Here is a 26874-nt window from a genome sequence, read left to right as displayed (position 1 = left end):
CCGAGTCCTTCCCACTCGCAGACGCGGAAGCGCGGGAGATCGTGTTCGACTTTCTTGATATGGACGCCCTGCTGGGCGCCTTCTGGGTGACGGTGAAGCTCACCGTCTACTCGGCCATCGGCTCCCTCATATGGGGAACGCTGCTGGCCGGCATGCGGGTCAGCCCGGTGCCGCTGATGCGGGCCGTCGGCACCGCGTACGTGAACGTCGTGCGTAACATCCCGCTCACCGTCGTCATCCTCTTCACATCGCTGGGGCTCTTCCAGACGCTGGGCGTCACCCTGGGCGGGGACGACTTCACGGTGATCAACTTCCGGCTGGCGGTGCTCGGCCTGATCGCGTACACCGCGGCCTTCGTGTGCGAGGCGCTGCGGTCCGGCATCAACACCGTGCCCGTCGGCCAGGCGGAGGCGGCCCGCGCCCTGGGACTGAGCTTCTCGCAGGTACTCACGCTCATCGTCCTCCCCCAGGCCTTCCGGTCGGTCGTCAACCCGCTGGCGAACGTGCTGATCGCCCTGACCAAGAACACCACCGTCGCCTCGGTGATCGGTGTCGCCGAGGCCTCGCTCCTGATGAAGGAGTGGATCGAGACGTACGCCGCCCTGATCCCGATCGTCGCGGTCTTCGCGTTCGGCTTCATCTGCCTGACGCTGCCGACCGGACTGGTCCTCGGCTGGGTGAGCAAGAAGGTGGCGGTGAAGCGATGACTTCCGTTCTCTACGACGCGCCGGGCACGCGTGCCAAGCGGCGCAACATCGGCTACACCGCCCTGTTCCTGGCCGTGCTCGCCCTGGTCGTGTGGTGGGTCTACGACGGTCTGAGCTCCAAGGGCCAGCTCGACTGGGTCAAGTGGGAGCCGTTCTTCACGAGCTCCCAGCCATACACGACCTACCTCTGGCCGGGACTGCAGAACACGCTGATCGCCGCGACCTTCGCGCTGGCCATCGCACTGCCGCTCGGTGCGGTCTTCGGCATCGCCCGGCTCTCCGACCACCGTTCGGTCCGCGGCGTCGCGGGGACGGTCGTGGAGTTCTTCCGCGCCATCCCCGTGCTGATCCTGATGCTGTTCGCCAACGCGGCCTACTCCGACTTCACCGACATCAGCAGCGATGTGCGCCCGCTGTACGCGGTGGTCACTGGTCTGGTGCTGTACAACGCCTCGGTCCTCGCCGAGATCGTCCGGGCCGGTATCCAGTCCCTGCCGCGCGGCCAGACGGACGCCGCCAAGGCGATCGGCATGCGCAAGGGCCAGACGATGCGGCACGTGCTGCTGCCGCAGTCGGTGACGGCCATGCTTCCGGCGATCGTCAGCCAGATGGTCGTCATCGTGAAGGACACCGCTCTGGGCGGCGCGATGCTCTCCTTCTCCGAGCTCCTGGCCTCGGTGCGGCCGATGAGCGCCAACTACGGCGCCAACACGATCGCCAGCTTCACCGTCGTCGCCGTCATCTTCGTCGCCCTGAACTTCGCCCTCACCTCCGCCGCGGGGTGGCTGGAGCGCAGACTGCGGCGCGGCAAGAAGACCACGGGCGCCGTCGTCCACGCCGGCCCCGGCGGCGGACTGGAGACCGTGGGACCCGCCGACGGTATCTCCACACAGGGTGATTTCAAGTCTGACGCCTGAGGCGGGGGCTGACCCCACGACGGCCAGGACCGGACCGAAGGGCGGCGGCGCGAGAGCGCCGCCGCCCTTCGTCGCTTGACGGGGACACCGGCAGTGGGTTGCATACGTTCTGTGATCGCACACCGGGCGCCAGCCGGCCCATTCCCCCTGTTCCCTCCGTCCCGGCAGGTCTCAGGAGCAGCGCCGTGGACCCGGTGATCGTCGTCGGCGCGGGTCCGGTCGGGCTCGTGCTCTCCCTCGCCCTCGCCGCTCAGGGCGTGCCCTCCGTGGTCATCGACGAGGGTGAGGGCAAGGACGGGCCGCGCCCCGCGCGCACCGTCGTCCTGCGCGCCGACACCGCGGCCCTCGCCGAACGGCTGGGCTGCGCGACGATCCGTGACGAAGGGGCCCGCTGGGTCGGCTGGCGTTCACTGCGCCGCAAGCAGGAGCTGCGCCGGGTGGAGTTCCAGGGGGAGGATCTGCCCGCGCCCGTGCACCTCCCGCAGCACGCGCTGATGCGGGGGCTGCGGGACGCCGTGGACACCAACGGCCTGGTGCAGGTCGCCACGCACAGCCGGCTCGACGCCCTGGAGCAGGACGGAAGCGGCGTCACCGCACACACTCGCGGGCCCGAGGCGACCTGGTGGCGCGGGAGTTTCCTGGTCGGCTGCGACGGGGCCAGGTCGACGGTCAGGAAGCTGCTCGGGATCCGCTTCCCCGGCCGGACCGCCGTGGAACGCCACGCCGTCGCGGCCCTGCGCACCGAACTCCCCTGGCCCGGCGAAGGCGTGCTGCACCGACTGCCGCCGTGGCGCGCGGTCGGCGACGAGGTGACCGCACGGCCGCTGCCCGACGGCGTCTGGCGGCTGGACTGGCTGCTGCCCGCACGCGGCGAACTGGTCACGCCCGACGCGCTGGTGTCACGGGTCCGGGACACCCTGGCGGGCTGGTGCGACGGGCCGCCGCAGTACGACCTGCTCGACACCGGGGTCCACACCCTGCACCACCGGCTGGCCCGGCGGTGGCGGGTGGACCGGGCCTTTCTCGCCGGGGACGCGGCCCATCTCCTCGGCGCGGTCGGCACCCAGGGCGTCGACGAGGGGGTGCGCGACGCCGACAACCTGGCGTGGAAGCTGGCCCAGGCCTGGCACCACGGCGCCTCCGACACCCTGCTCGACAGCTACCAGGCGGAACGGCGCACCGCGGTGGCGGCACGGCTGCGGGCCGCCGACCAGTCCCTGCCGATACTGCGCGGCACCGGCGGCCTGCGCACCTATCTGCCGGGCGCCGCCCGTGGGCACGACACCCTGCTGACGGACGGGCATCTGGGGCTCGGCGCGCTCGGCGCGCCCCCCGCATATCCGTACTCCCCCCTCGCGGCCCCGTACACCGAGGCGCACACCGCGGTCGGTACGCCGGTCGGCGCACCGGTCTCGGACGTCGCCGTGACGACCCCCGACGGCACGACCTCCCGGCTGCGGGACCGGCTGGGCAGGGCCCGGCTGCTGGTCGTGCTGATCGCTCCCGGCACGGGGGTGTGGGACCGGCGCCACTGGGTGACGGCGGGCGTCATGCCCCGGCTCGCCTCGACGGTGTCGGAGCTGCCCGCTCGGGCGGAGCTGCTCGTCGCCGAGTCCTATCCGGGGGCTTCGGCGCACACGGTGCTGCTGGTCAGGCCGGACGGACACCTCGTGGCGGCCTTCGGCGGCGTGCGTCCGGCCGAGCTGCACGCGGCGGCCGACGCGGTGCGCGGGGGTGCGCCCGGAGCCTCGGAGGCACGCTCCGAGCACGCCGCCGCCCGTTCGGACTGACCATCCGCCCGCACTGCGGACATCAATTGACCGGTGCGGGCGCCCATGGTGTACTCCGGAACGTGACCGACACCGATGTGCGCCTGTGGCGGAGGGTCCACATGGACCTGCTCCGCTACGCGGGCTGCGTGTGTCGACCGTCCTGCTGACTTCGCCTTCTTCTTTCTTCCCCCGCTTCCACGGCCGCGTTCGCGCACGGGTCCCCCCGTGGGCGAAACGCCTCGGCCGTGGGCGTCTCAGCGAGTCCCAGGGCGGTTCCCGTGACCCAGTCTGTCCCCGTACCCACGCAAGCGGCCGCGCCGACCGCGGCCGCCCTCCTCGACTTCGTGCGGCGCGCCGCTGCCGACACCGAACTGATCGCCTCGCTGCCACTGGACCCCGAGGGCCGCACCTGGGTGCGACTGGAAGGGCCCGGCGGCAGTGAGGCGTGGCTGATCGCCTGGCCTCCTGGCACCGGCACCGGTTGGCACGACCACGCGGAGTCGGTCGGCGCCTTCGCCACCGCGTCGGGCGAGCTGAAGGAGAACTCCCTCGCGGTCCGGCTCCCCGCGAGCGGATGGAAGACCCTGGAGCTGGCGGAGGACGTCGACCGGGAACGGCGCCTCGGCCCCGGCGTGGGGCGGGCGTTCGGCAGGCACCATGTCCACGAGGTGCTCAACGAGTCCACGACGGAGCATGCGATCTCGGTCCACGCGTACCATCCGCCGCTGCCGCTGCTCCGGCGGTTCAGCAGGACCGGCGCGATGCTCCGTCTCGAGCAGGTCGAGCGTCCGGAGGACTGGCAGTGAGTGAACGGCCGGTGGGTATCGACGAGTTGCTCGAACGGGTACGAGAGGGGCTGGACCGGGTCGAACCGCGTGAGGCGTTCGACGCGGCCGCTGACGGTGCCCTGCTTGTCGACATCCGCTACGCGGCACTGCGCGACCGGGACGGCCTGATCCCCGGCGCGCTCGTCGTCGAACGCAATGAGCTCGAGTGGCGGCTGGACCCACTGGGCAGCCATCGCGCGCCGCAGGCCACCAGCCATGACCTGCGTGTCGTGGTCGTCTGCAACGAGGGGTACGCCTCGTCCCTCGCGGCGGTCTCGCTCCGGCAGCTCGGGCTGCACCGCGCGACCGATCTGATCGGCGGTTTCCAGGCGTGGCGTGCGGAGGGCCTGCCGGTGAGCGAGCCGGGGGTGGCGGCCCGGGGCGGGTTGCGAAAGTAGCTCCGTCCGCCGCAGGGCGGGGCCTGCGGCGTCCGGTGCGTGCGATCGCAGGACGGAGGATCGTCCTCGTACTGGACGCACGTGGATGACTCCGGCAACGCAGCGAGCGTGCGGGCCAGGCGTCGCGGGCCGGGAGGGACTTTCGCCACACGTCCCAGGCCGGCCCTGCCGATGTGCGCGCGGGCGTACGCCTGACGGCCCGTGGGACACGACATGCCGCCGCGAACGACATTGCCCGTGCGCGTCGGTCGACACTGCCCCCCTGGCGCAGACGGCACTGAAGCGGACCGGCATCCCGGGACGTGGTCTCCCTCGCCCCTTCCCCTCCGGGGACACCGGTCCGCTCCTGTGGCCGTGGTGGCCGCCGGCCCCTCGTGGCCGGCGGCGAAAGCACGGCGGTCGCCCTGCCGAACACCCGGGCGGTTCCGGGTGGCAAGGGGAGGGCTCTGTGCCGTGACGGGGTGAAACTCATGAACGAATCGGGCTCGGAGGTCCCGGCGATCGGTGCACCGGGTGAAGCCCACCTCTGTCGTCGGCCCGTAGGGCCGGGCAGTTCAGCCCCGCACTGATCTGACCTGACGTGCACTCACCGGCGGCCGGCTAGGACAGACCGTCCAGACCCTCGGTGTCCTCGCCCTCCTCCTCCAGGGCCCTGCGGACCACCCGCAGGGCCATGCCCTCCGGGTATCCCTTGCGCGCGAGCATGCCCGCGAGGCGGCGGAGTCGGCGGTCCCGGTCGAGACCCCGGGTGGAGCGGAGTTTCCTGGCGACCAGTTCACGTGCCGTCTCCTCCTCCTGGTCGGAGTCGAGCCGGCCGAGCGCCTCGTCGATCAGCGCCGGGTCGATGCCCTTCGTACGCAGCTCACGGGCGAGGGCCCGGCGGGCCAGTCCGCGGCCGTGGTGGCGTGACTCCACCCAGGCCCCCGCGAACGCCGCGTCGTCGATGAGACCGACGTCCTCGAAGCGGGACAGCACCTCATCGGCGACCTCGTCCGGGATCTCGCGCTTGCGGAGCGCCTCGGCGAGTTGTTTCCGGGTCCGCGGGGTGCCGGTGAGCAGGCGCAGACAGATCGCCCGCGCCCTCTCCGCCGGGTCCTGGGGCGGCAGCTCCTCATCGGCCCTCGACGATGCGGAGCTGCCGCCCGGCCAATCCGCGGTACGCCGCGTGCTCGGATCGGGCACGATGCCGGTCAGCCCTTGGCCGCCGCAGCCGTCTTGGTGGCCTTCGCCGCCTTGGTGGCGGGCGCGGGCACCGACTTGGCGGGAGCATCGGCCGGAGCGCCTGCGCTCGTCGCGTCCGCGCCGGGCTCGGCAGCCGGGGCCTCGGTGCTGCTCACTCCGACGCCCAGCTTCTCCTTGATCTTCTTCTCGATCTCGTCGGCGAGGTCGGGGTTGTCCTTCAGGAAGTTCCGCGCGTTCTCCTTGCCCTGGCCGAGCTGGTCGCCCTCGTACGTGTACCAGGCGCCGGCCTTGCGGACGAAGCCGTGCTCCACGCCCATGTCGATCAGCCCGCCCTCACGGCTGATGCCCTGGCCGTAGAGGATGTCGAACTCGGCCTGCTTGAACGGCGGCGCGACCTTGTTCTTCACGACCTTGCAGCGGGTGCGGTTGCCGACGGCCTCGGTGCCGTCCTTCAGGGTCTCGATGCGGCGGATGTCGATGCGCACCGAGGCGTAGAACTTCAGCGCGCGGCCACCGGTCGTGGTCTCGGGCGAGCCGAACATCACGCCGATCTTCTCGCGCAGCTGGTTGATGAAGATCGCCGTGGTCTTGGACTGGTTGAGCGCGCTGGTGATCTTCCGCAGGGCCTGGCTCATCAGCCGGGCCTGGAGACCGACATGGGAGTCGCCCATCTCGCCCTCGATCTCCGCACGCGGCACGAGCGCGGCGACGGAGTCGATGACGATGAGGTCGAGCGCACCGGAGCGGACCAGCATGTCGACGATCTCGAGCGCCTGCTCACCGTTGTCCGGCTGGGACAGGATGAGGTTGTCGATGTCGACGCCGAGCTTCTTCGCGTACTCGGGGTCGAGGGCGTGCTCCGCGTCGACGAAGGCGACCTGGCCGCCCGCCTTCTGCGCGTTGGCGACGGCGTGCAGGGTCAGAGTCGTCTTGCCGGAGGACTCCGGGCCGTAGATCTCCACCACACGGCCGCGCGGCAGGCCACCGACGCCGAGCGCGACGTCGAGCGCCGTCGAGCCGGTCGGGATGACCTCGATGGGCTCCCTCGACCGCTCGCCCATGCGCATCACGGCGCCCTTGCCGAACTGTCGTTCAATCTGCGCGAGCGCGGCGTCGAGCGCCTTCTCGCGGTCGGTTCCTGCCATGGGTTCCACCCGGTTTGCTTGAGTCGATCGCTTCACGTCAAAGACGCTAACCCCTGCCACTGACAATGCGCCCCGACGTCCCTCCAACCTGTGGACAACCCGGTGAAATCCCCGGGATTCCAAGGCCGGACTCACATAAGAATGGATGTTCGATTTTGGTGTCAAGCGCGCCACACGCACCGCGCGCCCCGGCCCCGCGGGGCAGCCGGGAGGGCACGGACAGGCCGCCGGGGCGGCACGGACAGCCGTCGCGGAGGGCGCCAGGGTCGCGGAGGGTTCCTTCAGCGCCGCTCCGCCCGTCCCCTCAGGCGCCGCTCTCCCCCTCGGCCGCCGTCCCGTCCTTCTTGCTGCGCAGCGCCCGCTGGACCCGGGCGAGCACCGCCTCACCGTGTCTCCGGTGCCCGTGGACCCGCGGGTCCTCCGTCACGGTGTAGCGCTTCACATACGCGCCGAGGAACGCCTGCAGCGTGGCGACGGCCGGGATCGCGATCAGCGCGCCGACGGCTCCCAGCAGCGCGGTACCGGCGATGACTGATCCGAACGCCACCGCCGGATGGATGTCCACCGTCTTGGCGGTCAGCTTCGGCTGCAGCACGTAGTTCTCGAACTGCTGGTAGATCAGCACGAAGCCCAGCACCCACAGCGCGTACCAGGGGTTGATCGTGAAGGCGATCAGCATCGGCAGCGCGCCCGCGAGATACGTGCCGATGGTGGGGATGAACTGCGACACCAGCCCCACCCACATGGCCAGCGCAGGGGCGTACGGCACATCCAGCATCGCCAGCAGCACGTAGTGGGCGACGCCCGAGATCAGCGCCATCAGCCCGCGCGAGTACAGATAGCCGCCGGTCTTGTCGACGGCGATCTCCCAGGCCCGCAGCACCTCGGCCTGCTTCGACGGCGGCAGCACCGAGCACAGCGCGCGCCGCAGCCTCGGCCCGTCCGCCGCGAAGTAGAAGGAGAAGAGGAAGATCGTCAGCAGCTTGAACAGCCCGCCGAGCACCGTCGCCGAGACGTCGAGCACGCCGGTCGCGCTGTTCTGCACGTACTTCTGCAGCCAGTCGGAACGCAGCAGGCTGTCCTGGATCGCGACTCTCGACAGTTCGCTGTGGAAGGTCTTGTTGATCCAGTTGATCACCTGGTCCAGGTACTGGGGGAAGTCCTCGACCATCTCGACGATCTGACCGGCCAGCATCGAGCCGAGCGCCACGACGAAGCCCACGCTCGCGGCCAGCACCACGATGAAGACGAGGAACGTGGCGATGCCGCGACGCACCCCGCGGGCCGCCATCCGGCCCACGGCCGGCTCGATCGCGAGCGCCAGGAAGAACGCGATCAGCACGTTGATCAGCAGGCCGATCAGCTGGTGGAAGGCCCAGCTGCCGAGCTGGAAACAGCCGTAGAGCGCCAGCGCCAGCACCATGGCCCGGGGCAGCCAGCGGGGCATCCGTCCCGGTGCGGCCGCCGTGACGGCGGTCCCGCCGGTACCGGCGCCACCGTCGGGCGCGGTGGCGGGCGAGGGGACCTTCACCGGGGCGCCGGCCCCTGCCGTGCCGCCCCCGATGTCGTCGTCGGGCCGCCCGGCCTCCGCGTACTGCGTGGTCGGGCGGTTCTCGTCCTGGGCGGTCTCGTCATTCGCTGCCACGGAGCAAGTCTCGCCTACCGCGGGAACAACCGGCACGGCCCTGTGGACAACGCCCGGACCACGGGCCCGCCGGCCCGGTGCCCGTCCCACCGGCGCGGGCCCGGCCGAGCGCGCCGGTGGCGGGACGACAGCCGGATCCGGGGCTCAGCGCTTGTCCGCGGGGATGCCGACCGCGGCGCAGACCCCGCGCCAGACGTCCTTCGTCTCCCAGCCGGCGGCCAGTGCCTCGTGCACCGTACGGCCCCCGAGCTCGGTCATCACATGGTCGCGTGCGAAGGAGTCGGCGTACACCGCACCGAAGTGCTCTTCCATCCGCTCCCAGAAAATCGTCAACCGCATGACACCAGTATCCGCCCCCTGAGAGTGCAGACCGGTCCGTCGGCCTTGTGCGAAGCCCGTTCGCCCCTACCGTCGGAGCATGGCTGGAACACCTCTGGCACGGGCTGAGCGGTTCATCTGGCTCACGGCCCGCGTTCTCGAACAGCGGCGGTTCGCGTACCACTTCCTGGGTGCGGCGGCGGAGCCGGTCGAGGCGGCGCTGACCGCGTACCTCAATGAGGACGGCGGCTACGGCCACGCCCTGGAACCCGATCTCCGCGGCCCCGCGAGCCAGCCGCTGCACACGGCGCACGCCCTGCGCGTGCTGGACTCCATCGGGCGCTGCGGCGGACTGCGCGCGGAGCGCATCTGCCGCTACCTGACGAACGTGGCCACCCGGGACGGCGCCCTGCCCGTGATCCATCCCTCGCAGCGCGGCTACCCGACGGCGCCGTTCATCCCCATCGTGTCCGATCCGCCCAGTGAGCTGCTGGCCACGGGGCCCGTGGTGGGCCTGCTGCACCGGAACCAGGTGTGGCACGCGTGGCTGTTCCGGGCGACCGACTTCTGCTGGGCGGCGGTGGAGGGGCTGCAGAAGTCGCACCCGTACGAGATCCAGGCGGCTGTCGCGTTCCTGGACGGTGTCCCGGACCGGTCGCGGGCCGAGGAGGCCGCGGACCGGCTCGGCAGGCTCGTCCGCGAACAGCGGCTGGTGGTGCTCGACCCGGACCGGTCCGACGAGTACCCCGTCGCCGCGGGCTATGCGCCGGGCGAGTACCACTACCCCCACGACTACGCACGCGTGCCGGGTTCACTGGCACGGCGCTGGTTCACGGACGAGGAGATGGACCGGTCGCTGGACCACCTCGCCCGTGAGCAGCAGGAGGACGGCGGCTGGCCCGTTCGGTGGCGCCAGTGGGCGCCGAGCACCGCCCTGGAGTGGCGTCCGGTCGTGACGGTCGAGGCACTGCGCACACTGCGCGCGCACGGACGCGTGCTGCGCTGAGCCGGTTACCCGCCCCTTTCACGCGCCCCTTGCCGACGCCCGTCCCGCCGGACGCATCACACGCTCCCCGCGTCGGCCCCGCTCACCGGGGCCGCGCGAGGGGCGCCCGGATTCAGCCCCCGAGGGCACGCACCCCCGCGGTCACCGCCACGGCGGCGGCGACCACGACGAGGAACGGCGCCCTGAGGACCAGCGCGACGGCCGCAGCGGCCAGTCCGGCCGCACGCGCGTCCAGCACCACCGCGTCGCCCGCACCGAAGGTCTGCTGGGCGGTGAGCGCCGCCAGCAGGGCGACCGGGAGCAGGGCGGCGAGCCGCTGGACGAGCGGGCGCTCCAGCACACCGGCCGGCACCAGCAGGCCCGCGAGTTTGACGAGGTAGCAGGCGGCGGCGGTCACTCCGATCGCGATCCAGACGTTCAACGCTCCGTTCCCTTCCGCTGGGTGGTGGTCGTCCGGCCCTGCCACCAGAGGACGGCGGGCGCGGCGAGCGCCGCGACGAGCACCGGCACTCCGGCGGGGAGCACCGGCAGCAGTCCGAGCCCGAGGGCGACGGCGATGCCCGCGACCACCCGCTCGGTCGTCGTGCGCAGCATGGGGGCCAGCAGGGCCAGGAAGACCGCGGGCCCGGCCGCGTCCAGTCCCCAGGCGTTCGTGTCGCCGATGGCCTCGGCGCCGAGCGCACCGAGCAGTGTGGTGAGGTTCCACAGCACGTAGAGGGTGAGCCCGGTGACGGTGAAGCCGATCCGCGCGGCCCGGCGGGTGGGCTGGGCCAGGGCCACCGCGGTGGTCTCGTCGATGACCCAGTGGGCGGCGAAGGGACGTACGGCGCGGCGCACGGCGAGGAGCTGGGAGAGCCGCAGGCCGTAGAAGGCGTTGCGGGTACCGAGGAAGAAGGCCCCGGCGGCGGCCGTGAACGGGTTGCCGCCCGCGGCGAGCGCGCCGACCAGGGCGAACTGCGAGGCGCCGGTGAAAACGAGCAGGCTCAGGGCGCAGATCTGCAGGACGTCGAGTCCGGCGCCCGCGGCGGTCACGCCGAAGGCGAAGCCGGACAGGCCGACGGCGACGCCCACGCCGAGGGCGTCCCGCACGACGGCGGAGTCGGCCTTCACCGGTGCGTCGGCGGTCGTCCGCGGCCCGGACCCACCGGCCGCGGCGCGCCCTTCGCCGTCGATGGGTATTTCTGCTGATGCTGTCTGTTCTGGCACGTCAGGGACGGTACGGGACCGGACGGCGAGCGGTCTTGTACGTTCTTGCGCACGCCACCCCCTCCCCTCCCGGCCCCGCGCCCTCCCTCCGCTCCCGCTCGACCGGCACATCGGCCCAGGCCGCATCGCGGTGTGCGACCGCTCACCCCAGGGGTACGGGCCTCACCCCGGCCGGCCGACCCCTCGCCCCCGCTGATAGGCACCCGGGGGCACCCCGACGATCCGTGTGAAGTGGCGGTTGAGGTGCGGCTGGTCGGCGAAGCCGACCGCGGCGGCCGCCAGGGCCGGAGCCTCGCCCGCGTCCAGCAGCCCCCGGGCCCGCCGGACGCGCGCGTCGGTGAGCCAGGTGTGCGGTGGCATCCCGTAGCGGTCGCGGAAGGCCCGCAGCAGGGCGAACGGGCTGGTGCCCAGCTCGGCGGCGAGGGCCTGGAGCGTGGGCGGGTCCTCCATCCGCTCCTCCAGCACCGCCCGGGCGCGTGCCGCGTGGCGCGCGCCCGCCGTGAGCGGTTCGCGCGCCGGGAGGCTGCTCCCGTGGTTGCGCAGCAGCCGCGCCACCATGATCCGCAGCACGCTGTCGGCGGCGAGCGCGTTGCCCTCCTCGGCCGCGCGGTGGACCTCGCGGATCAGCCGGGCCGCCTGCTGGTCGACCACATCGGTCGCCGCGAAGCCGGCGGTACCCCTGATCGTCGTGGTCTCCGCCGCTATCTCTGCCACCACCTGGGACGACGGGTAGAGCGTCGAGTACACCCAGCCCTCCGCCACCCCGGCCCGGGCGGTGTGCGGAACCTCCGGATTGATCATCACGACCATGCCCGGCCCGGCGTGCACCACACCGCCCGGGAGCCCGACGTCCTCGACCCCGCGCGTGATGGTCCCGAAGACGTAGCCCTCGTGGCTGTGGCGGGGAAAGGTGTGCCGCACGTACCGGGCCCGGAGCAGATCGATCCCCGGCAGCCGTTCGTGCTGCCAGTACCGCGCCCACTCACCCTCGGCCATGTCGACATTCTCGCAGGTCCGGGTGCTTGTCAGTGGGGCGGTGCACGATGGGTGTCATGACCGGCAGTGCGCTCGACAGCTTCGCCCCCGCGACCCGCGGCTGGTTCACGGGGGCCTTCAGTGCGCCCACCGCGGCCCAGGAGGGCGCGTGGCGGGCGATCGGCCGCGACGCGGACGTGCTGGTCGTCGCCCCGACCGGTTCCGGGAAGACCCTCGCCGCGTTCCTGGCCGCCCTCGACGCTCTGACCTCCACCCCGCCGCCGGCGGACGTCAAGAAGCGCTGCCGCGTGCTGTACGTGTCGCCGCTGAAGGCCCTCGCGGTCGACGTCGAGCGCAATCTCCGCAGCCCGCTGACCGGGATCCGGCAGGAGGCCGTGCGGCTCGGTCTTCCCGAGCCCGAGGTGCGCGTCGGCATCCGGTCCGGTGACACCCCCGCGGCCGAGCGGCGGGCGCTCGCGACGCGTCCGCCGGACATCCTGATCACCACCCCCGAGTCGCTGTTCCTGATGCTCACCTCGTCCACCCGTGAGGCGCTGAGCGGCATCGAGACGGTGATCGTGGACGAGGTGCACGCGGTCGCCGGCACCAAACGGGGCGCGCACCTGGCGCTGTCCCTGGAGCGGCTGGACGAGCTGCTGCCGCGTCCCGCCCGCCGGATCGGCCTCTCGGCGACCGTCCGGCCGGTGGACGAGGTGGCGCGCTATCTGTCTCCGCGGCGCAAGGCGGAGATCGTGCAGCCGCCGTCCGGCAAGGAGTTCGACCTCTCCGTCGTCGTCCCGGTCGAGGACATGGGCGAGCTCGGCGGCTCCCCCGCCTCCGAGCCGGACAGCCCGGGCGAGAAGCCGTCCATCTGGCCGCAGGTGGAGGAGCGGATCGCCGACCTGGTGCAGGCCCACCGCTCGACGATCGTCTTCGCGAACTCCCGCCGCCTCGCGGAGCGGCTGTGCAACCGGCTCAACGAGATCGCCTACGAACGGACGGTGGGAGAGCCGCTTCCCGAGGGCGCCCCGCCGGCCGAGATCATGGCGCAGTCCGGGGCGGCGCAGGGCGCGCCCCCGCTGCTCGCCCGCGCGCACCACGGCTCGGTCTCCAAGGAGCAGCGCGCTCTCGTCGAGGAGGACCTCAAGGCGGGCAGGCTGCCCGCCGTCGTCGCGACGTCCAGCCTGGAGCTGGGCATCGACATGGGCGCGGTGGATCTCGTCGTCCAGGTCGAGTCCCCGCCGTCCGTCGCCTCCGGCCTCCAGCGCGTCGGCCGCGCAGGCCACCAGGTGGGCGCGGTCTCGACGGGCGTCGTCTTCCCCAAGTACCGGGGCGACCTGGTCCAGGCCGCCGTCGTCACCGAGCGGATGCGCACGGGTTCCATCGAGTCGCTCCGCATCCCCGCCAATCCACTGGACGTGCTGGCCCAGCAGCTGGTCGCCATGGTCGCCCTCGACAGCTGGCCGTTCGACGACCTGCTCGCCGTCGTGCGGCGCGCCGCACCCTTCGCCTCGCTCCCCGAGTCGGCGTTCACGGCGGTGCTGGACATGCTCGCCGGGCGGTATCCGTCCGACGCCTTCGCTGAGCTGCGCCCGCGCGTGGTGTGGGACCGGGTCGCCGGGACGGTCACGGGGCGTCCCGGCGCCCAGCGGCTCGCGGTCACCTCCGGCGGCACGATCCCGGACCGCGGGCTGTTCGGCGTCTTCCTCGCCGGTGCGGACCCGAAGAAGGGCGGCGGCCGCGTCGGCGAGCTCGACGAGGAGATGGTGTACGAGTCCCGCGTCGGCGACGTCTTCACCCTGGGCACGACCTCCTGGCGGATCGAGGACATCACCCGCGACCGGGTGCTGGTCTCCCCCGCGCCCGGGGTTCCCGGCCGGCTGCCGTTCTGGAAGGGCGACCAGCTGGGCCGCCCGCTCGAACTGGGCCGCGCGGTGGGCGCCTTCCTCCGCGAGGTCGGGTCACTGCCCGAGGAGGACGCCCGGCTTCGGCTGATGACCGCAGGTCTCGACGACTGGGCCGCCGGGAACATCCTGTCCTACCTCGACGAACAACGCCGGGCCTGCGGCCATGTGCCCGACGACCGCACGATCGTCGTCGAGCGGTTCCGTGACGAGCTGGGCGACTGGCGGGTCGTGGTGCACTCGCCGTTCGGCGCCCAGGTCCACGCGCCCTGGGCCCTGGCTCTGGGCGCGCGGCTCTCCGAGCGGTACGGCATGGACGCCCAGGTCATGCACGCGGACGACGGGATCGTGCTGCGGCTCCCCGACGCCGACCTGATGGGTCTGGACCTGCTGGACCAGGACCCGGTGCACCTCGACACCTCCTACGACGGCGACCAGGCCCCGGTCGGCGCCGCCGACACGCTCTTCGACAGGGGCGAGGTCAGTCAGATCGTCACCGACCAGGTGGGCGGATCGGCGCTGTTCGCGTCCCGGTTCCGGGAGTGCGCGGCACGCGCCCTGCTGCTGCCGCGCCGCAACCCCGGCAAGCGCACACCGCTGTGGCAGCAGCGCCAGCGCGCGGCCCAGCTCCTCCAGGTCGCCAGCGAGTTCGGCTCGTTCCCGATCGTCCTCGAGGCCGTGCGGGAATGCCTCCAGGACGTGTTCGACGTCCCCGGGCTCGAGGAGCTGATGGGTGACATCGAGTCCCGCAAGGTGCGGCTGGTCGAGGTCACCACCCCCGAGCCGTCCCCCTTCGCCCGCTCGCTCCTCTTCGGCTATGTGGCCCAGTTCCTCTACGAGGGCGACTCACCGCTCGCCGAGCGCCGCGCCGCCGCGCTCTCCCTGGACTCCCGGCTGCTCGCCGAGCTGCTGGGTCAGGCGGAGTTGCGCGAGCTGCTCGACGCGGACGTCCTGACCGAGCTGGAGCAGGAGCTCCAGTGGCTCACGGACGACCGGAGGATCAAGGACGTCGAGGGCGTCGCCGATCTGCTGCGGGTCCTCGGGCCGCTCACGACCGAGGAGCTGACCCAGCGCGGCGCCGACCCCGGCTGGCCCGAGGAACTCGCCCGGAGCCGCCGGGCCATCCGGGTCCGGATCGCCGGCGCCGACCACTGGGCGGCGGTCGAGGACGCGGGACGCCTCAGGGACGCGCTGGGCACGGCGCTCCCGGTGGGCGTCCCTGAGGCGTTCACCGAGCCCGTGAAGGACCCGCTCGGCGATCTGCTGGCCCGTTTCGCCCGCACACACGGACCGTTCACCTCGTCGCAGGCCGCCGCGCGGTTCGGGCTGGGCGCGGCCGTCACGGACGGGGCACTGCAGCGGCTCGCCGCCGCGGGACGGGTCGTCCAGGGCGAGTTCCATCCCTCGGGCATCGGCCAGGAGTGGTGTGACGCCGCCGTGCTGCGCCGGCTGCGGCGTCGCTCCCTCGCCGCGCTCCGCGAGGAGCTGGAACCGGTACCGCCCGCCGCGCTGGCCACCTTCCTGCCCCAGTGGCAGCACCTGGGGAACAACAGTCTGCGCGGCATCGACGGGCTCGCCCGTGCCATCGAGCAGCTCCAGGGCGCGCCCGTGCCGGCCTCCGCGCTGGAGAAGCTGATCCTCCCGTCCCGGGTGGCCGGGTACGCGCCGGGCATGCTCGACGAGCTGACGACGACGGGTGAGGTGGTGTGGGCCGGGGCGGGCGCGCTGCCCGGCAAGGACGGCTGGGTTTCCCTCTATCTCGCGGACGCCGCCCCGCTGCTGCTGCCGCAGCCCCACCCGCTGGAGCTGACGGCACTCCACGAGTCGGTGCTCTCCTCCCTCTCCGGGGGCTACGGCCTGTTCTTCCGCCAGATCGCGGACCAGGTGCGGGCGACGACCCACCCCGAGGCCACCGACCCCCAACTGGCCGACGCCGTGTGGGACCTGGCCTGGTCCGGCCGGCTCACCAACGACACCCTGGCGCCTCTGCGCTCGCTGCTCGGATCGGGCCGCACGGCGGGTTCCACGGCGCACCGCGCCCGGCGCACGGTGCCGCGCGGGCGGTACGGCTCGTTGACGGCGGCCGCGCGGACCGCGTCCCGCAACGGTCCGCCCACCGTCTCCGGACGCTGGTCCCTGCTTCCCGCGGCGGAGGCCGACCCCACGCACCGCGCCCACGCCCTGGCCCGCACGCTGCTGGACCGCCATGGCGTCGTCACGCGGGGCGCGGTCGCCGCCGAGGGCGTCGAGGGCGGCTTCTCGGCGACGTACCGGATCCTGTCCGCCTTCGAGGACAGCGGGCAGGCCCGGCGCGGCTACGTCGTCGAGGGCCTCGGAGCCGCCCAGTTCGCGATGGACGGTGCGGTGGACCGGCTCAGGGCCGCGGCCGGCGCCCGCGAGCGTGCCGAGGGGTACAGCGCCCCGCGTGCGGTGGTCCTGGCGGCCGCCGACCCGGCGAACGCGTACGGGGCGGCGCTGTCCTGGCCCGAACCGCCCGACGGCGCGAGCCACAAGCCGGGCCGGAAGGCGGGCTCGCTGGTCGTGCTGGTCGACGGGGAGCTCACGCTCTACATGGAGCGCGGCGGGAAGAGCCTGCTGTCCTGGCCCGCGGAGCCGGACGACCCGGCGCTCCGTGCGGCGGCGGAGGCGCTCGCCGGGGCGGGCAGCGCGGGAATGCTCGGCACGATCACGGTCGAGCGGATCAACGGTTCGGCGGCACTGACGTCACCGCTCGCCCGCCCGCTGGAGGAGACCGGCTTCCACGCCACTCCCCGAGGCCTGCGCATACGGGCCTGACCCCGGTCACACCACCGGAGCGGCCCCTGTCCCACCGCAGGCACCGGAGCGGGGCCTCCCACCACAGGCACCTGCCCGCCCCGGAGGGCAGAACGCGGGCGCACGGGCGCACGACCGGGCCCCTCGCCTCCACTCACCGGCCGGACCCTCGACGAGGGCGCCGACCCTGCACCGCCGCGGCCCGCGCGCGGCCCGTCGCGTCCGGGCACAGCCGCGGGACCGAGGACCGGCCCGCGCTCACGGCCCTTCCGCACTCGCTTGTCCACCCGCCGGGACGGCGGTCGCGCATCATGGAGGCATGCCCGAAGGAGACACCGTCTGGCTGACCGCCCGGAAGCTGCACACCGCCCTGGCAGGACGGACACTGACGCACTCCGACCTCAGGGTGCCCCGGTTCGCCACCGCCGATCTCACCGGCCGGGAGGTGCTGGACGTCACCGCGCGCGGCAAGCATCTGCTCACGCGCATCGAGGGCGGGCTCACGCTCCACTCCCACCTCCGAATGGACGGCTCCTGGCGGGTCTTCGCCACCGGCGAGCGCTGGCGCGGTGGGCCGAACCACCAGATCCGGGCCGTCCTCGGCAACGCCGAACGCACTGCCGTGGGCTACCGCCTTCCCGTTCTGGAGCTGCTGCGGACACGCGACGAGGACAAGGCCGTGGGGCATCTCGGCCCGGATCTGCTGGGGCCGGACTGGGACCCGGACGCCGCCGTGCGCAACCTGCTCGCCGACCCCAGCCGCCCCGTCGGCGAGGCCCTGCTCGACCAGCGCAATCTCGCGGGCATCGGCAATGTCTACAAGTCGGAGCTGGCCTTCCTCGCCCGGGTCACTCCCTGGCTCCCGATCGGTGAGTTGCCCCCGGGTGTTCCCGAGCGCCTCGTCGCCACGGCCCAGCGGTTGCTGGAGCTCAACAAGGAGACCTTCGAACGGCGCACCACCCCCAGCGGGAGCGCCGGGAGCCGTGGCGGCGACGAGCGCCGGAGTCCGCTGCGTCCGGGCGAGCAGCGCCTCTTCGTGTACGGGCGCCGGGGCCACCCTTGTCTGCGCTGCGGCACCGCGATCCGCCGGGCGGGCCAGGACGACCGGGTCTCCTACTGGTGCCCGGGTTGCCAGTCCGGGCCCACGACGTGACGCCCCGCCACCCCGTCCGGGCCCACTCCGACCCGCCCGGCCTCCGTACGCGCACAGCCCCACGGTCGACGGCCCATCGTAGTTGACGATCCGTCAGAAACGGTCGTACGGTCCGGTCATGGCCGTCTCCGCGTACGACCTCACCGGCCGCACCGCGTTCGTCACCGGTGCGGCGAGCGGCATAGGCCGCGCCACCGCCGTCCTGCTCGCCGAGGCGGGCGCCACCGTGCACTGCGCCGACGTGGCCGAGAAGGAACTCGCCGAGACCCGCGCGATAGTCGAGAACGCGGGCGGCACGGCGTACACCCATCTCGTCGACGTGAGCGAGCGCATGGCACTCGACGCGGCGATGGCGGCGGCCGTGTCCACCTCCGGCCCACCGCACGTTCTGGCCGCCGTCGCCGGCATCATGCACTCCAGCCCGGCCCTGGAGACCACGGACGAGGACCTCGACCGGGTCCTCGCGGTCAACTTCAAGGGCGTTCTGTACGCCTGCCGGGCCGCCGCCCGCTCGATGATCGACGCCGGGGTGCCGGGGTCGATCGTCACCATGGCGTCCGGGGCGGTCGACGCCGCGAATCCTGGTCTGCTCTGCTACAGCGCCGCCAAGGCGGCCGTCGTCCAGCTCACCAAGACCCTTGCCGTGGAACTCGGAAGGCATGCGATCCGGGTCAACGCAGTGGCGCCGGGCTGGGTGCGGACACCCATGACGGACCGCCACGACGCGGAGTCGCAGCGGCGAGTGGAGGCGGCCATGGCCAGGATCTCACCGCTCGGCCGGGTCGGTGAGCCCGCGGACATCGCCCACGCGGTACTGCACCTGGCCTCCGACGCGTCGTCGTTCACGACGGGCCAGATCCTCCGGCCGAACGGGGGCGTCGCGATGCCGTGGTAGCCGTGGTCGTTCCCCCGGCCCTACCGGCGTCCCCGGCCCGCGACGCAACGTGCACCGGCAACAGGCTGAGCCCCCACCCGCCTGCCGCCACTGCCCCCTCGACGAGCCCCGCATGCTCCGGCACCAGCGCCAGCCGCAACACGGCCCACCACCACAGAGCGCCCAGTGCGAGCGCCGGCAGCAGGACCCATCGCCTCACCATGGCCGCCTCCTCCGGTCGACGCTAGACCGGACCGATCACGCGGCGGGAGGGCGCACCGGTTGCACACCCGGCGCGCCCGCAGCGTATGTGCCAGGCGCCCCAGGGGTTCGTGCCCCGGGCTGTGCGCCCGCGCACCCGTCCCGTCGGGACGTCCCGTCCGGCCGCGTACGCGGCCGCCCCGGAGGAGGCTCCGGATATGCCCACGGCTAGACGCTCTCCGCCTGGAACATCCACGCGTGCTTCTCGAGGTCGGCCGTGAGCGCGATGAGGATGTCCTGGCTCACCGGGTCGGGCTCGTCCGTGGCCTGGATGCGCTCACGCATGCGTTCGATCACCGCGATCAGCGACTTCACCATGGTGCTGACCACGTCGGTGTCCTGGATCCAGCCGTCCGGCACCTTCCCGATGGCGCTCGCGGAGGCGACGGTCGAGGCGCGGCCGTCGGGTGCGACACCGATGGCGGAAGCGCGCTCCGCCACGACGTCGGAGTGCTGCCGCGCCGTGGCCACGACGTCGTCCAGCTGGAGGTGCACGGAGCGGAAGCGGGGCCCGACCACGTTCCAGTGGACCTGCTTGGCCACGAGCCCCAGATCGATCAGGTCCACCAGCGCGCCCTGGAGGGCCTCACCGGTGATCTTGCGCGCGTCCTCGGGCAGCGAGCTCTTCACCGCAGACATAGTGACCTCCGTTCAGTGACACCGTTCTCCACCATGGCACAAATGGAACAAAACGGTTATTCGGGGAAATAGACAAGCCCCGGTCGGGTACCCACCCGACCGGGGCTCACACGTGGAGATCAAGCGGCGACGACGTCCACCGCTTCCGCCGGTGCCTTGATCGTCACCCGTTCCGTCGGCACGCCCGCGACCGAGGTCACGGACACGGAATTGAGCGGTCGCACCGGCGCCGACACCGGCTCGCTCGCCGCTGCCGACTCGGCCAGCTCGGCAAGCGAAAGCTCGTCGCTCACTTCCCGCATGAGCTCGGACATCCGTACGTCAAGCGCGTCGCAGATCGCGGAGAGCAGCTCGGAGGAAGCCTCCTTCTGCCCCCGCTCCACCTCGGAGAGATAGCCGAGAGAGACTCGGGCGGACGAGGAGACTTCGCGCAGAGTACGGCCCTGGCGCTGGCGCTGCCGACGCAGCACGTCACCCAGCAGGCGACGGAGCAGAATCATCGGTGGCTCCCTCCTCGGACCGCGTAGCCGCATCCTTCACGCCCCACCGTACCGCCTCGCGCTGCGGCCGTGCGGGGAGCGATGTCGTGTTCACTCAGGGCTGCAAACATCCATTCCCCCCGTTCTGTTCCGTATCCTGTGCCCGCCCCTTACCCGAGAGTTCGCCGGCGAGCAGTTCCAGCACGCTCCGGACACTCTCTCTACGGATTTCCGAGCGGTCGCCGTTCAATCTCAGCCGGGCCACTTTCCGGCTGCCGCCGGGGCCCGCGACCGCGACGAAGACCGTGCCCACGGGCTGTCCGTCCTGGGGGTCCGGCCCCGCGACACCGGTGGTCGCGATGCCCCAGCCGGCCCCCATGCGGGCCCGTACTCCGGCGGCCATCTGTGCCGCGACCCCCGCGTGCACCGCTCCGTGCTCGGCCAGCAGGGTCCCGTCGACCCCCAGGAGATCCCGCTTGAGGGCGGTCGCGTAAGCCGTCACGGATCCGAGGAAGCTCTTCGAGGCTCCCGGAACGGAGGTCAGCTCCGCGGCCACGAGACCGCCCGTGAGGGACTCCGCCACGGCCAGGCTCTCGCCGCGCTCCGCGAGGAGGCGGAGCACCGCGGCGGCACTGCTCATCGTGAGGACTCCGCGCGGTCCCGTGCCGCGGACCGTTCGGCCGCGAGACCCTTGCGCCGCAGCATCACCGCCTGGCGCACGTAGTCCAGCCCGGTGACCACGGTCAGGGCGACCGCCACGGCCATCACCCACCAGCGCAGGGTGGCCAGCGGACCGGTGAGCACGAGCACGTACATGCCGACGGCGGTGCCCTGCGCGAGGGTCTTCAGCTTGCCGCCGCGGCTCGCGGGGATCACTCCGTGCCGGATCACCCAGAAGCGCATCAGCGTGATCCCCAGCTCGCGGAAGAGGATCACTCCGGTCACCCACCAGGGCAGGTCCCCGAGCCCCGACAGACAGATCAGACCGGCGGCCATGATCGCCTTGTCGGCGATCGGGTCCGCGATCTTCCCGAAGTCCGTGACCAGGTTGTACGTACGCGCCAGATGCCCGTCGAAGACGTCCGTGATCATGGCGACGGCGAAGGCCGCCCAGGCCCAGGCGCGCCAGACCGGATCGTGTCCGCCGTCCATGAGCATCAGCACCACGAACCCGGGCACGAGCAGGAGCCGCACCATGGTGAGGATGTTGGCGATGTTCCACAGGCTGGCCTGGTTGACGGCCGCAGCGCCCAGCTTCCCGCCGGGCGCCGGCCTTCCGGTCCCACCCGCTGCGGATGCCGGCGCTCCGGTCATCTGCCCGCCTCCTCACGACGCTCCGAAACCACGTCGGCCATGAGATCGACGCCCTCCGTACCGACGACCTTCGCTTCGACCATACGTCCGGGTGCCAGGCCGACGGCACTCGTGAAGACCACCTGTCCGTCGGTCTCGGGCGCCTGGTGCGCGGCACGGCCCACGGCACCGTCCTCGTCGTCCACGGACTCCACGAGGACGTGCAGGGTCTCCCCGATGCGCTCCTCGGCCCGCTGGGCGGTCAGCTCCTCGGCGAGCCGGGACAGATGCGCGAGGCGGGCGTCGACGACGTCCTGGTCGAGCTTGCGCTCGTACCCGGCGGCCTCGGTGCCCTCCTCGTCTGAGTAGCCGAAGACGCCGACGGCGTCCAGGCGCGCCTCCGTGAGGAAGCGCTCCAGCTCGGCGAAGTCCGTCTCCTCCTCACCCGGGAAGCCGACGATGAAATTGGACCGCACACCGGCTTCCGGGGCCTTGCCGCGGATGGTCTCCAGCAGGTCCAGGAACCGCTCGGTGTCGCCGAAGCGCCGCATGGCGCGCAGCACACCGGGGGCGCTGTGCTGGAACGAGAGGTCGAAGTAGGGCGCGACCTTCTCGGTGGACGTCAGGACGTCGATCAGTCCGGGGCGCATCTCGGCGGGCTGCAGATAGCTCACCCTGACCCGCTCGATGCCGTCGACGGCCGCGAGCTCGGGCAGCAGCGTCTCCAGCAGCCGGATGTCGCCCAGGTCCTTGCCGTACGAGGTGTTGTTCTCGGAGACCAGCATGATCTCCTTCACGCCCTGCTCGGCGAGCCAGCGGGTCTCTCCCAGCACGTCGCTCGGCCGCCGGGAGACGAAGGAGCCGCGGAAGGACGGGATGGCGCAGAACGAGCAGCGCCGGTCGCAGCCGGAGGCGAGCTTCACCGAGGCGACCGGGCTGGTGTCGAGCCGTCGGCGGAGGGGGGCACGCGGCCCGGAGGCGGGCGCCAGACCCTCGGGGAGGTCGGCCGGCACGTCCTCGGGGGCGGGCGCCTGGGCGTGCCCGGGGAGGGCCACGTCGGCGCCCTGCCGGTCCGCCGGGCTGATCGGCAGCAGCTTCCGGCGGTCGCGGGGGGTGTGGGAGGCGTGGATGCCGCCGCTCAGGATGGTCTGGAGGCGGTCGGAGATGTCGGCGTAGTCGTCGAAGCCCAGCACGCCGTCGGCCTCGGGCAGGGCCTCGGCGAGGTCCTTGCCGTACCGCTCGGCCATGCAGCCGACCGCGACGACGGCCTGGGTCCTCCCGTGGTCCTTGAGGTCGTTGGCCTCGAGCAGGGCGTCGACGGAGTCCTTTTTGGCGGCCTCGACGAATCCGCAGGTGTTGACGACCGCGACATCCGCGTCGGCGGCTTCCTCGACGAGCTCCCAGCCGTCCGCTGCCAGGCGGCCTGCGAGCTCCTCCGAGTCCACCTCGTTACGGGCGCAGCCAAGAGTGACAAGGGCGACGGTACGGCGTTCGGGCATGGGCTCAAGACTACTTTGTCCTGGCCCACGCCCGGTCCGCGAGGGTTCCCGCCCGCGGAACGGGCGAGGATGATCGATTTCCGGCCGGTCGCCGGCCCGGCGGGGTCAGCCGGCCTCGGGGTCGCCCTTGGCGTAGGACAGCCGTTCCACCTGACCGTTCTCGAACTTGTCCTCGATCTTCTTGCCGTTCACGAACAGCTCGATCGCGCCGGCGTTGCCGAGGATGAGGTCCAGCCGTTCGTCGTCCTGGAAGGTCTTGGACTCGCCCGCGAGGAGCAGTCCGTCGAAGAGCAGCTTGCCGTTGGCGGACTTGGCGGAGATCCAGCTCTTGTCGTCGACCGCCGTCAGCTTCACCGTCACCTTGTCCTGCGGGACGGCGGCGATGGCGCTCTCGGAGGCGTCGGGCTTGGGCGCCACCGGCTTGGCCGGGGGCGGCTTGGGGCTGGTCTTCTCGGGCGTCGAGCCCTCGGCGACCTGCTTGGTGCCGTTGGCGCCGTCGGAACCGTTGAAGAGGGTGAAGCCGACGAAACCGATGACGGCGACGATCGCCGCGACCATCGCGGCGGTCCAGTTGGGGCGCCTGCGCTCGGGGCGGATGCGTTCCGCCTCGAAGAGCGGGGCCGCCGGGGTCGGCGAGGGACGTCCGCCGTGCTCGGCGTCGTACCGCGCGACGAGAGGTTCCGGATCCAGCCCCACGACACGCGCGAGTGTCCTGATGTGCCCGCGCGCGTAGACATCGCCACCGCAGCGCGAGAAGTCGTCCTGCTCGATCGCCTGCACGATGGGAACGCGCACACGGGTGGAAGTGCTGACCTCGTCGACGGTGAGACCTGCGTCGGTGCGCGCCTGCTGGAGCGCGTGACCGATCGAAGGCCCGTCGTCTTCGAGAGAAGGACGGTCGTCTTCGGGGGAGTTGCCGATGGACACGGGGGCGCCTTTCGAGCGTGTAGCCACCTGCTGGAGGTTCAGTCTATGGGTGGTACGAAAGGGTGGGGCAACCGGGCGGATGCAGTTTGTACGCCATCAGAATGGTCGGACGGCGGGAGGACGGAGCACGTCCTGCCCTCCATCCAACTTGACGTACGACCAAGGGAAACGGTTGCCCCGCCCTCCCTTACGAATCAGACTCCCCACGGATCACCGCGAGCACTCCATCCAGCTCATCGGGTTTCACGAGAACGTCACGCGCCTTGGAGCCCTCGCTGGGGCCCACGATGTTCCTGGACTCCATGAGGTCCATGAGGCGGCCGGCCTTGGCGAAGCCGACCCGGAGCTTGCGCTGGAGCATGGACGTCGACCCGAACTGGGTGGAGACCACCAGCTCCGCGGCCTGGCAGAGCAGGTCGAGGTCGTCACCGATGTCCTCGTCGATCTCCTTCTTCTGCTTCGTCCCGACGACCACGTCGTCCCGGAAGACGGGGGCCATCTGCTCCTTGCAGTGCCGGACGACGGCCGCGACCTCCTCCTCGGTCACGAAGGCGCCCTGCATACGGGTGGGCTTGCCGGCCCCCATGGGCAGGAACAGGCCGTCGCCCTTGCCGATGAGCTTCTCCGCGCCCGGCTGGTCCAGGATGACCCGGCTGTCGGCGAGGGAGGAGGTGGCGAAGGCGAGCCGCGAGGGCACGTTCGCCTTGATCAGACCGGTGACCACGTCGACCGAGGGCCGCTGGGTGGCCAGGACCAGATGGATGCCGGCGGCGCGGGCCAGCTGGGTGATCCGGACGATGGCGTCCTCGACGTCGCGCGGGGCGACCATCATCAGGTCCGCGAGCTCGTCGACGATCACCAGCAGGTACGGGTAGGGCTGCAGCTCGCGCTCACTGCCCTCGGGCGCCTTGACGCGGCCCTCGCGCACGGCCCGGTTGAAGTCGTCGATGTGCCGGAAGCCGAACGCGGCGAGGTCGTCGTAGCGCAGGTCCATCTCGCGCACTACCCACTGCAGGGCCTCGGCGGCCCGCTTGGGGTTGGTGATGATCGGCGTGATCAGGTGAGGGATGCCCTCGTAGGCCGTGAGCTCGACCCGCTTGGGGTCGACGAGGACCATCCGGACGTCCTCCGGGGTGGCCCGCACCATCACGGAGGTGATCAGGCAGTTGATGCAGGAGGACTTGCCGGAGCCGGTGGCGCCGGCGACCAGGATGTGCGGCATCTTCGCCAGGTTGGCCATGACGTAGCCGCCCTCGACGTCCTTGCCGAGCGCGACCAGCATGGGGTGGTCGTCCTCGGCCGCGTCCGCCAGTCGCAGCACGTCGCCGAGGTTGACCATCTCCCGGTCGGTGTTCGGGATCTCGATGCCGACGGCGGACTTGCCGGGGATCGGCGAGATGATCCGCACATCGGGGCTGGCCACGGCGTAGGCGATGTTCTTGGTCAGCGCGGTGATCCGCTCGACCTTCACGGCGGGGCCGAGCTCGACCTCGTACCGGGTGACGGTAGGACCGCGGGTGAAGCCGGTGACGGCGGCGTCGACCTTGAACTCGGTGAAGACGTTCGTGAGGGAGGCGACGATCGCGTCGTTGGCGGCGCTGCGGCTCTTGCCCGGTCCGCCGCGTACCAGCAGGTCCAGGGACGGCAGTCCGTAGGTGATGTCCCCGGAGAGCTGCAGTTGCTCGGCCCGCGGAGGCAGGGGCTGCGACGCGTCGGGGGCGGGCTTGGTGAGGTCCGGTACGGAGCCCGACGGCGCCGGCTTCTCCTCGGCGGCGGGCGCGGTGGCCGCGGGCCGCTCGGTCCGCGCGCCGGGCAGCGGACCGGCGGCGCGCTCCCGCTCGGCGGTGAGGTCGCGGGTCAGACCGGCGACGACGGGTGACGGCGGCATGCCGTTGAGGACGGCACCGTCCAGGGCCGCCGCGGCGGCGGCGGCCACGTCGACCGCGTCCATGGGCCGGCCGGGGTCGGGCTGTGCGGAGGCCCCGCGGCGCCGGCGCCGGGACAGCGCCTCCTCCTCCGCCTTGTCGGCGTCGTACACCTCGGCGTCGCGGCGCGCGGGGGCGCGGCGGCGCGCGGGCCGCGCCTCGCGCCACTCGTCGTCGTACTCCCCCGGCTCTCCCGCGTCGCCCTGCCCGGGCTCGTACGGCGCTTCCACGATCCCGAGGCGGACCCCGAGCCTGCGCAGCCGCTGCGGGATGGCGTTGACGGGCGTGGCGGTGACGACAAGGAGCCCGAAGACCGTGAGCAGCACCAGGAGCGGTACGGCGAGGACCTCGGTCATCATGAAGATCAGCGGTTTGGAGGCGGCCCAGCCGATCAGACCGCCCGCGTCCTGCATCGCCTCGGCGCCGTCCTCGCGCCCCGGGGAGCCGCAGGCGATGTGGACCTGGCCGAGCACGCCGATGACGAGTGCCGTGAGCCCGATGACGATCCGGCCGTTGGCCTCGGGCCGCTCGGGATAGAGGATCAGCCGTACGGCGACGGCGACGAGCAGTATCGGCACGAGCAGGTCGAGCCTGCCGAACGCGCCGGTGACGAGCATCTCGACGAGGTCGCCGACCGGACCGCGCAGGTTCGACCAGGTGCCCGCGGCGACGATCAGCGAGAGGGCGAGCAGCAGGAGCGCGAGTCCGTCCTTGCGGTGCACAGGATCGAGCCCCTTGGCACCGCGTCCTATGCCGCGGAGCATCGCGCCGAGGGCGTGGGCGATGCCGAGCCACACGGCACGGAGGAGCCACAGCACGCCGCCGGTGGGATTCGGCGCGGGCCTGGGCGCGGCCTTCTTCGCGGCCGCCTTGCGGGCGGGAGCCTTCTTCGCGGGTACGCGCTTCCCGGCCGCGGGCTTCGCCGCGGTCCTCTTGGCGGGCGCCGCCTTCTTCGCGGCGCCGGTCGTACGGCCGGCGCGCGGCTTCGCGGTGCCCGCCGTGCCCTGGGAACCCTTGCCGGACGTACGTGAGGCCATGGTGGTGAGG

24 protein-coding genes and 1 pseudogene are annotated in these 26874 nt (G+C 72.2%); 10 read left to right on the top strand and 15 right to left on the bottom strand.

The genetic code is table 11. The features are described from left to right. The first annotated feature begins 41 nt into the window (after positions 1-41). From QRN89_RS25815 to QRN89_RS25795, 6 genes are all read left to right on the top strand, one after another. Positions 42-707: an amino acid ABC transporter permease gene (locus tag QRN89_RS25815; RefSeq protein ID WP_290351748.1), complete on the top strand. Its 666-nt coding sequence runs from the start codon at positions 42-44 to the stop codon at positions 705-707. Then, on the top strand, positions 704-1624 hold the full coding sequence (locus QRN89_RS25810; RefSeq protein WP_290351747.1) for an amino acid ABC transporter permease: 921 nt from the start codon (positions 704-706) through the stop codon (positions 1622-1624). The genes QRN89_RS25815 and QRN89_RS25810 overlap by 4 nt, the downstream gene beginning before the upstream one ends. Before the next feature lie 185 nt (positions 1625-1809). Next, positions 1810-3414 carry an FAD-dependent monooxygenase gene (locus QRN89_RS25805; RefSeq protein ID WP_290351746.1) on the top strand — a complete coding sequence of 535 codons (1605 nt, stop codon included), beginning with the start codon at positions 1810-1812 and terminating at the stop codon, positions 3412-3414. Between the two features lie 62 nt (positions 3415-3476). After that, a complete protein-coding gene (locus QRN89_RS35620) occupies positions 3477-3563 on the top strand; it encodes a putative leader peptide (protein ID WP_311307652.1) in 87 nt (28 codons plus the stop codon). A gap of 111 nt (positions 3564-3674) precedes the next feature. Then, a complete protein-coding gene (locus tag QRN89_RS25800; protein ID WP_290351745.1) occupies positions 3675-4202 on the top strand; it encodes a cupin domain-containing protein in 528 nt (175 codons plus the stop codon). After that, the gene (locus tag QRN89_RS25795) at positions 4193-4621 is read left to right on the top strand and encodes a rhodanese-like domain-containing protein (RefSeq protein WP_390702560.1); all 429 of its coding nucleotides are present in this window, start codon (positions 4193-4195) and stop codon (positions 4619-4621) included. Before QRN89_RS25800 ends, QRN89_RS25795 begins: the two co-directional genes overlap by 10 nt. Positions 4622-5221: 600 nt before the next feature. Here QRN89_RS25795 and recX read toward each other — a convergent pair. The 4 genes and pseudogenes from recX to QRN89_RS25775 form a co-directional block, all read right to left on the bottom strand. Then, positions 5222-5890, bottom strand: a pseudogene (gene recX / locus QRN89_RS25790) (recombination regulator RecX); the annotation flags it as partial. Beyond that, positions 5812-6948 carry a recombinase RecA gene (gene recA, locus QRN89_RS25785; RefSeq protein ID WP_290351743.1) on the bottom strand — a complete coding sequence of 379 codons (1137 nt, stop codon included), beginning with the start codon at positions 6946-6948 and terminating at the stop codon, positions 5812-5814. The gene recA and the pseudogene recX, both read right to left, overlap by 79 nt. Before the next feature lie 304 nt (positions 6949-7252). Then, positions 7253-8395 carry an AI-2E family transporter gene (locus QRN89_RS25780; protein WP_290353857.1) on the bottom strand — a complete coding sequence of 381 codons (1143 nt, stop codon included), beginning with the start codon at positions 8393-8395 and terminating at the stop codon, positions 7253-7255. A gap of 342 nt (positions 8396-8737) precedes the next feature. Beyond that, positions 8738-8932: a DUF3046 domain-containing protein gene (locus tag QRN89_RS25775; RefSeq protein WP_290351742.1), complete on the bottom strand. Its 195-nt coding sequence runs from the start codon at positions 8930-8932 to the stop codon at positions 8738-8740. A 79-nt stretch (positions 8933-9011) separates the two neighbouring features. Here QRN89_RS25775 and QRN89_RS25770 point away from each other — a divergent pair, with 79 nt between their 5' ends. Continuing rightward, positions 9012-9917, top strand: a complete 906-nt coding sequence (locus tag QRN89_RS25770) for a hypothetical protein (protein WP_290351741.1) — start codon at positions 9012-9014, stop codon at positions 9915-9917. A gap of 112 nt (positions 9918-10029) precedes the next feature. Here the strand turns inward: QRN89_RS25770 and QRN89_RS25765 are convergent, their stop codons facing one another. The 3 genes from QRN89_RS25765 to QRN89_RS25755 form a co-directional block, all read right to left on the bottom strand. After that, positions 10030-10338, bottom strand: a complete 309-nt coding sequence (locus QRN89_RS25765) for an AzlD domain-containing protein (protein ID WP_290351740.1) — start codon at positions 10336-10338, stop codon at positions 10030-10032. Further along, the gene (locus QRN89_RS25760) at positions 10335-11123 is read right to left on the bottom strand and encodes an AzlC family ABC transporter permease (RefSeq protein WP_390702553.1); all 789 of its coding nucleotides are present in this window, start codon (positions 11121-11123) and stop codon (positions 10335-10337) included. Before QRN89_RS25760 ends, QRN89_RS25765 begins: the two co-directional genes overlap by 4 nt. A 162-nt stretch (positions 11124-11285) precedes the next feature. Beyond that, on the bottom strand, positions 11286-12119 hold the full coding sequence (locus QRN89_RS25755; RefSeq protein WP_290351739.1) for an AraC family transcriptional regulator: 834 nt from the start codon (positions 12117-12119) through the stop codon (positions 11286-11288). A gap of 56 nt (positions 12120-12175) precedes the next feature. On the opposite strand from QRN89_RS25755, the gene QRN89_RS25750 reads away from it, so the two are divergent. The 3 genes from QRN89_RS25750 (at position 12176) to QRN89_RS25740 (ending at position 18825) form a co-directional block, all read left to right on the top strand. Continuing rightward, a complete protein-coding gene (locus tag QRN89_RS25750) occupies positions 12176-16798 on the top strand; it encodes an ATP-dependent helicase (protein ID WP_290351738.1) in 4623 nt (1540 codons plus the stop codon). A gap of 298 nt (positions 16799-17096) precedes the next feature. Then, positions 17097-17930 (top strand): Fpg/Nei family DNA glycosylase, encoded by an 834-nt coding sequence (locus QRN89_RS25745; RefSeq protein WP_290351737.1) that lies wholly within the window; start codon positions 17097-17099, stop codon positions 17928-17930. Between the two features lie 118 nt (positions 17931-18048). Next, entirely contained in the window at positions 18049-18825 is a 777-nt protein-coding gene (locus QRN89_RS25740; RefSeq protein WP_290351736.1) for an SDR family NAD(P)-dependent oxidoreductase, read from the top strand. Here the strand turns inward: QRN89_RS25740 and QRN89_RS25735 are convergent. The 8 genes from QRN89_RS25735 to QRN89_RS25700 form a co-directional block, all read right to left on the bottom strand. Next, entirely contained in the window at positions 18773-19027 is a 255-nt protein-coding gene (locus QRN89_RS25735) for a hypothetical protein (protein ID WP_290351735.1), read from the bottom strand. The genes QRN89_RS25740 and QRN89_RS25735 overlap by 53 nt on opposite strands. A gap of 206 nt (positions 19028-19233) precedes the next feature. Beyond that, on the bottom strand, positions 19234-19704 hold the full coding sequence (locus QRN89_RS25730) for a Dps family protein (protein ID WP_290351734.1): 471 nt from the start codon (positions 19702-19704) through the stop codon (positions 19234-19236). A 119-nt stretch (positions 19705-19823) separates the two neighbouring features. Beyond that, positions 19824-20204 (bottom strand): helix-turn-helix domain-containing protein, encoded by a 381-nt coding sequence (locus QRN89_RS25725; protein WP_017949992.1) that lies wholly within the window; start codon positions 20202-20204, stop codon positions 19824-19826. Between the two features lie 94 nt (positions 20205-20298). Then, on the bottom strand, positions 20299-20823 hold the full coding sequence (locus tag QRN89_RS25720) for a CinA family protein (RefSeq protein WP_290351733.1): 525 nt from the start codon (positions 20821-20823) through the stop codon (positions 20299-20301). Continuing rightward, entirely contained in the window at positions 20820-21497 is a 678-nt protein-coding gene (pgsA, locus tag QRN89_RS25715) for a CDP-diacylglycerol--glycerol-3-phosphate 3-phosphatidyltransferase (protein WP_290351732.1), read from the bottom strand. The genes QRN89_RS25720 and pgsA overlap by 4 nt, the downstream gene beginning before the upstream one ends. Further along, positions 21494-22975: a 30S ribosomal protein S12 methylthiotransferase RimO gene (rimO, locus tag QRN89_RS25710; RefSeq protein ID WP_290351731.1), complete on the bottom strand. Its 1482-nt coding sequence runs from the start codon at positions 22973-22975 to the stop codon at positions 21494-21496. Before rimO ends, pgsA begins: the two co-directional genes overlap by 4 nt. 105 nt (positions 22976-23080) lie before the next feature. Next, positions 23081-23902 (bottom strand): helix-turn-helix domain-containing protein, encoded by an 822-nt coding sequence (locus QRN89_RS25705; protein WP_290351730.1) that lies wholly within the window; start codon positions 23900-23902, stop codon positions 23081-23083. A 187-nt stretch (positions 23903-24089) separates the two neighbouring features. Further along, positions 24090-26864 carry a DNA translocase FtsK gene (locus tag QRN89_RS25700; RefSeq protein WP_290351729.1) on the bottom strand — a complete coding sequence of 925 codons (2775 nt, stop codon included), beginning with the start codon at positions 26862-26864 and terminating at the stop codon, positions 24090-24092. Positions 26865-26874 lie beyond the last annotated feature (10 nt).

This window comes from Streptomyces sp. HUAS CB01, from assembly GCF_030406905.1.
In the GTDB taxonomy this organism is placed as follows: domain Bacteria; phylum Actinomycetota; class Actinomycetes; order Streptomycetales; family Streptomycetaceae; genus Streptomyces; species Streptomyces chengbuensis.
The sequence above is the reverse complement of the archived record's forward strand: the minus strand, read 5'-3'. Positions and strand labels throughout refer to the sequence as shown.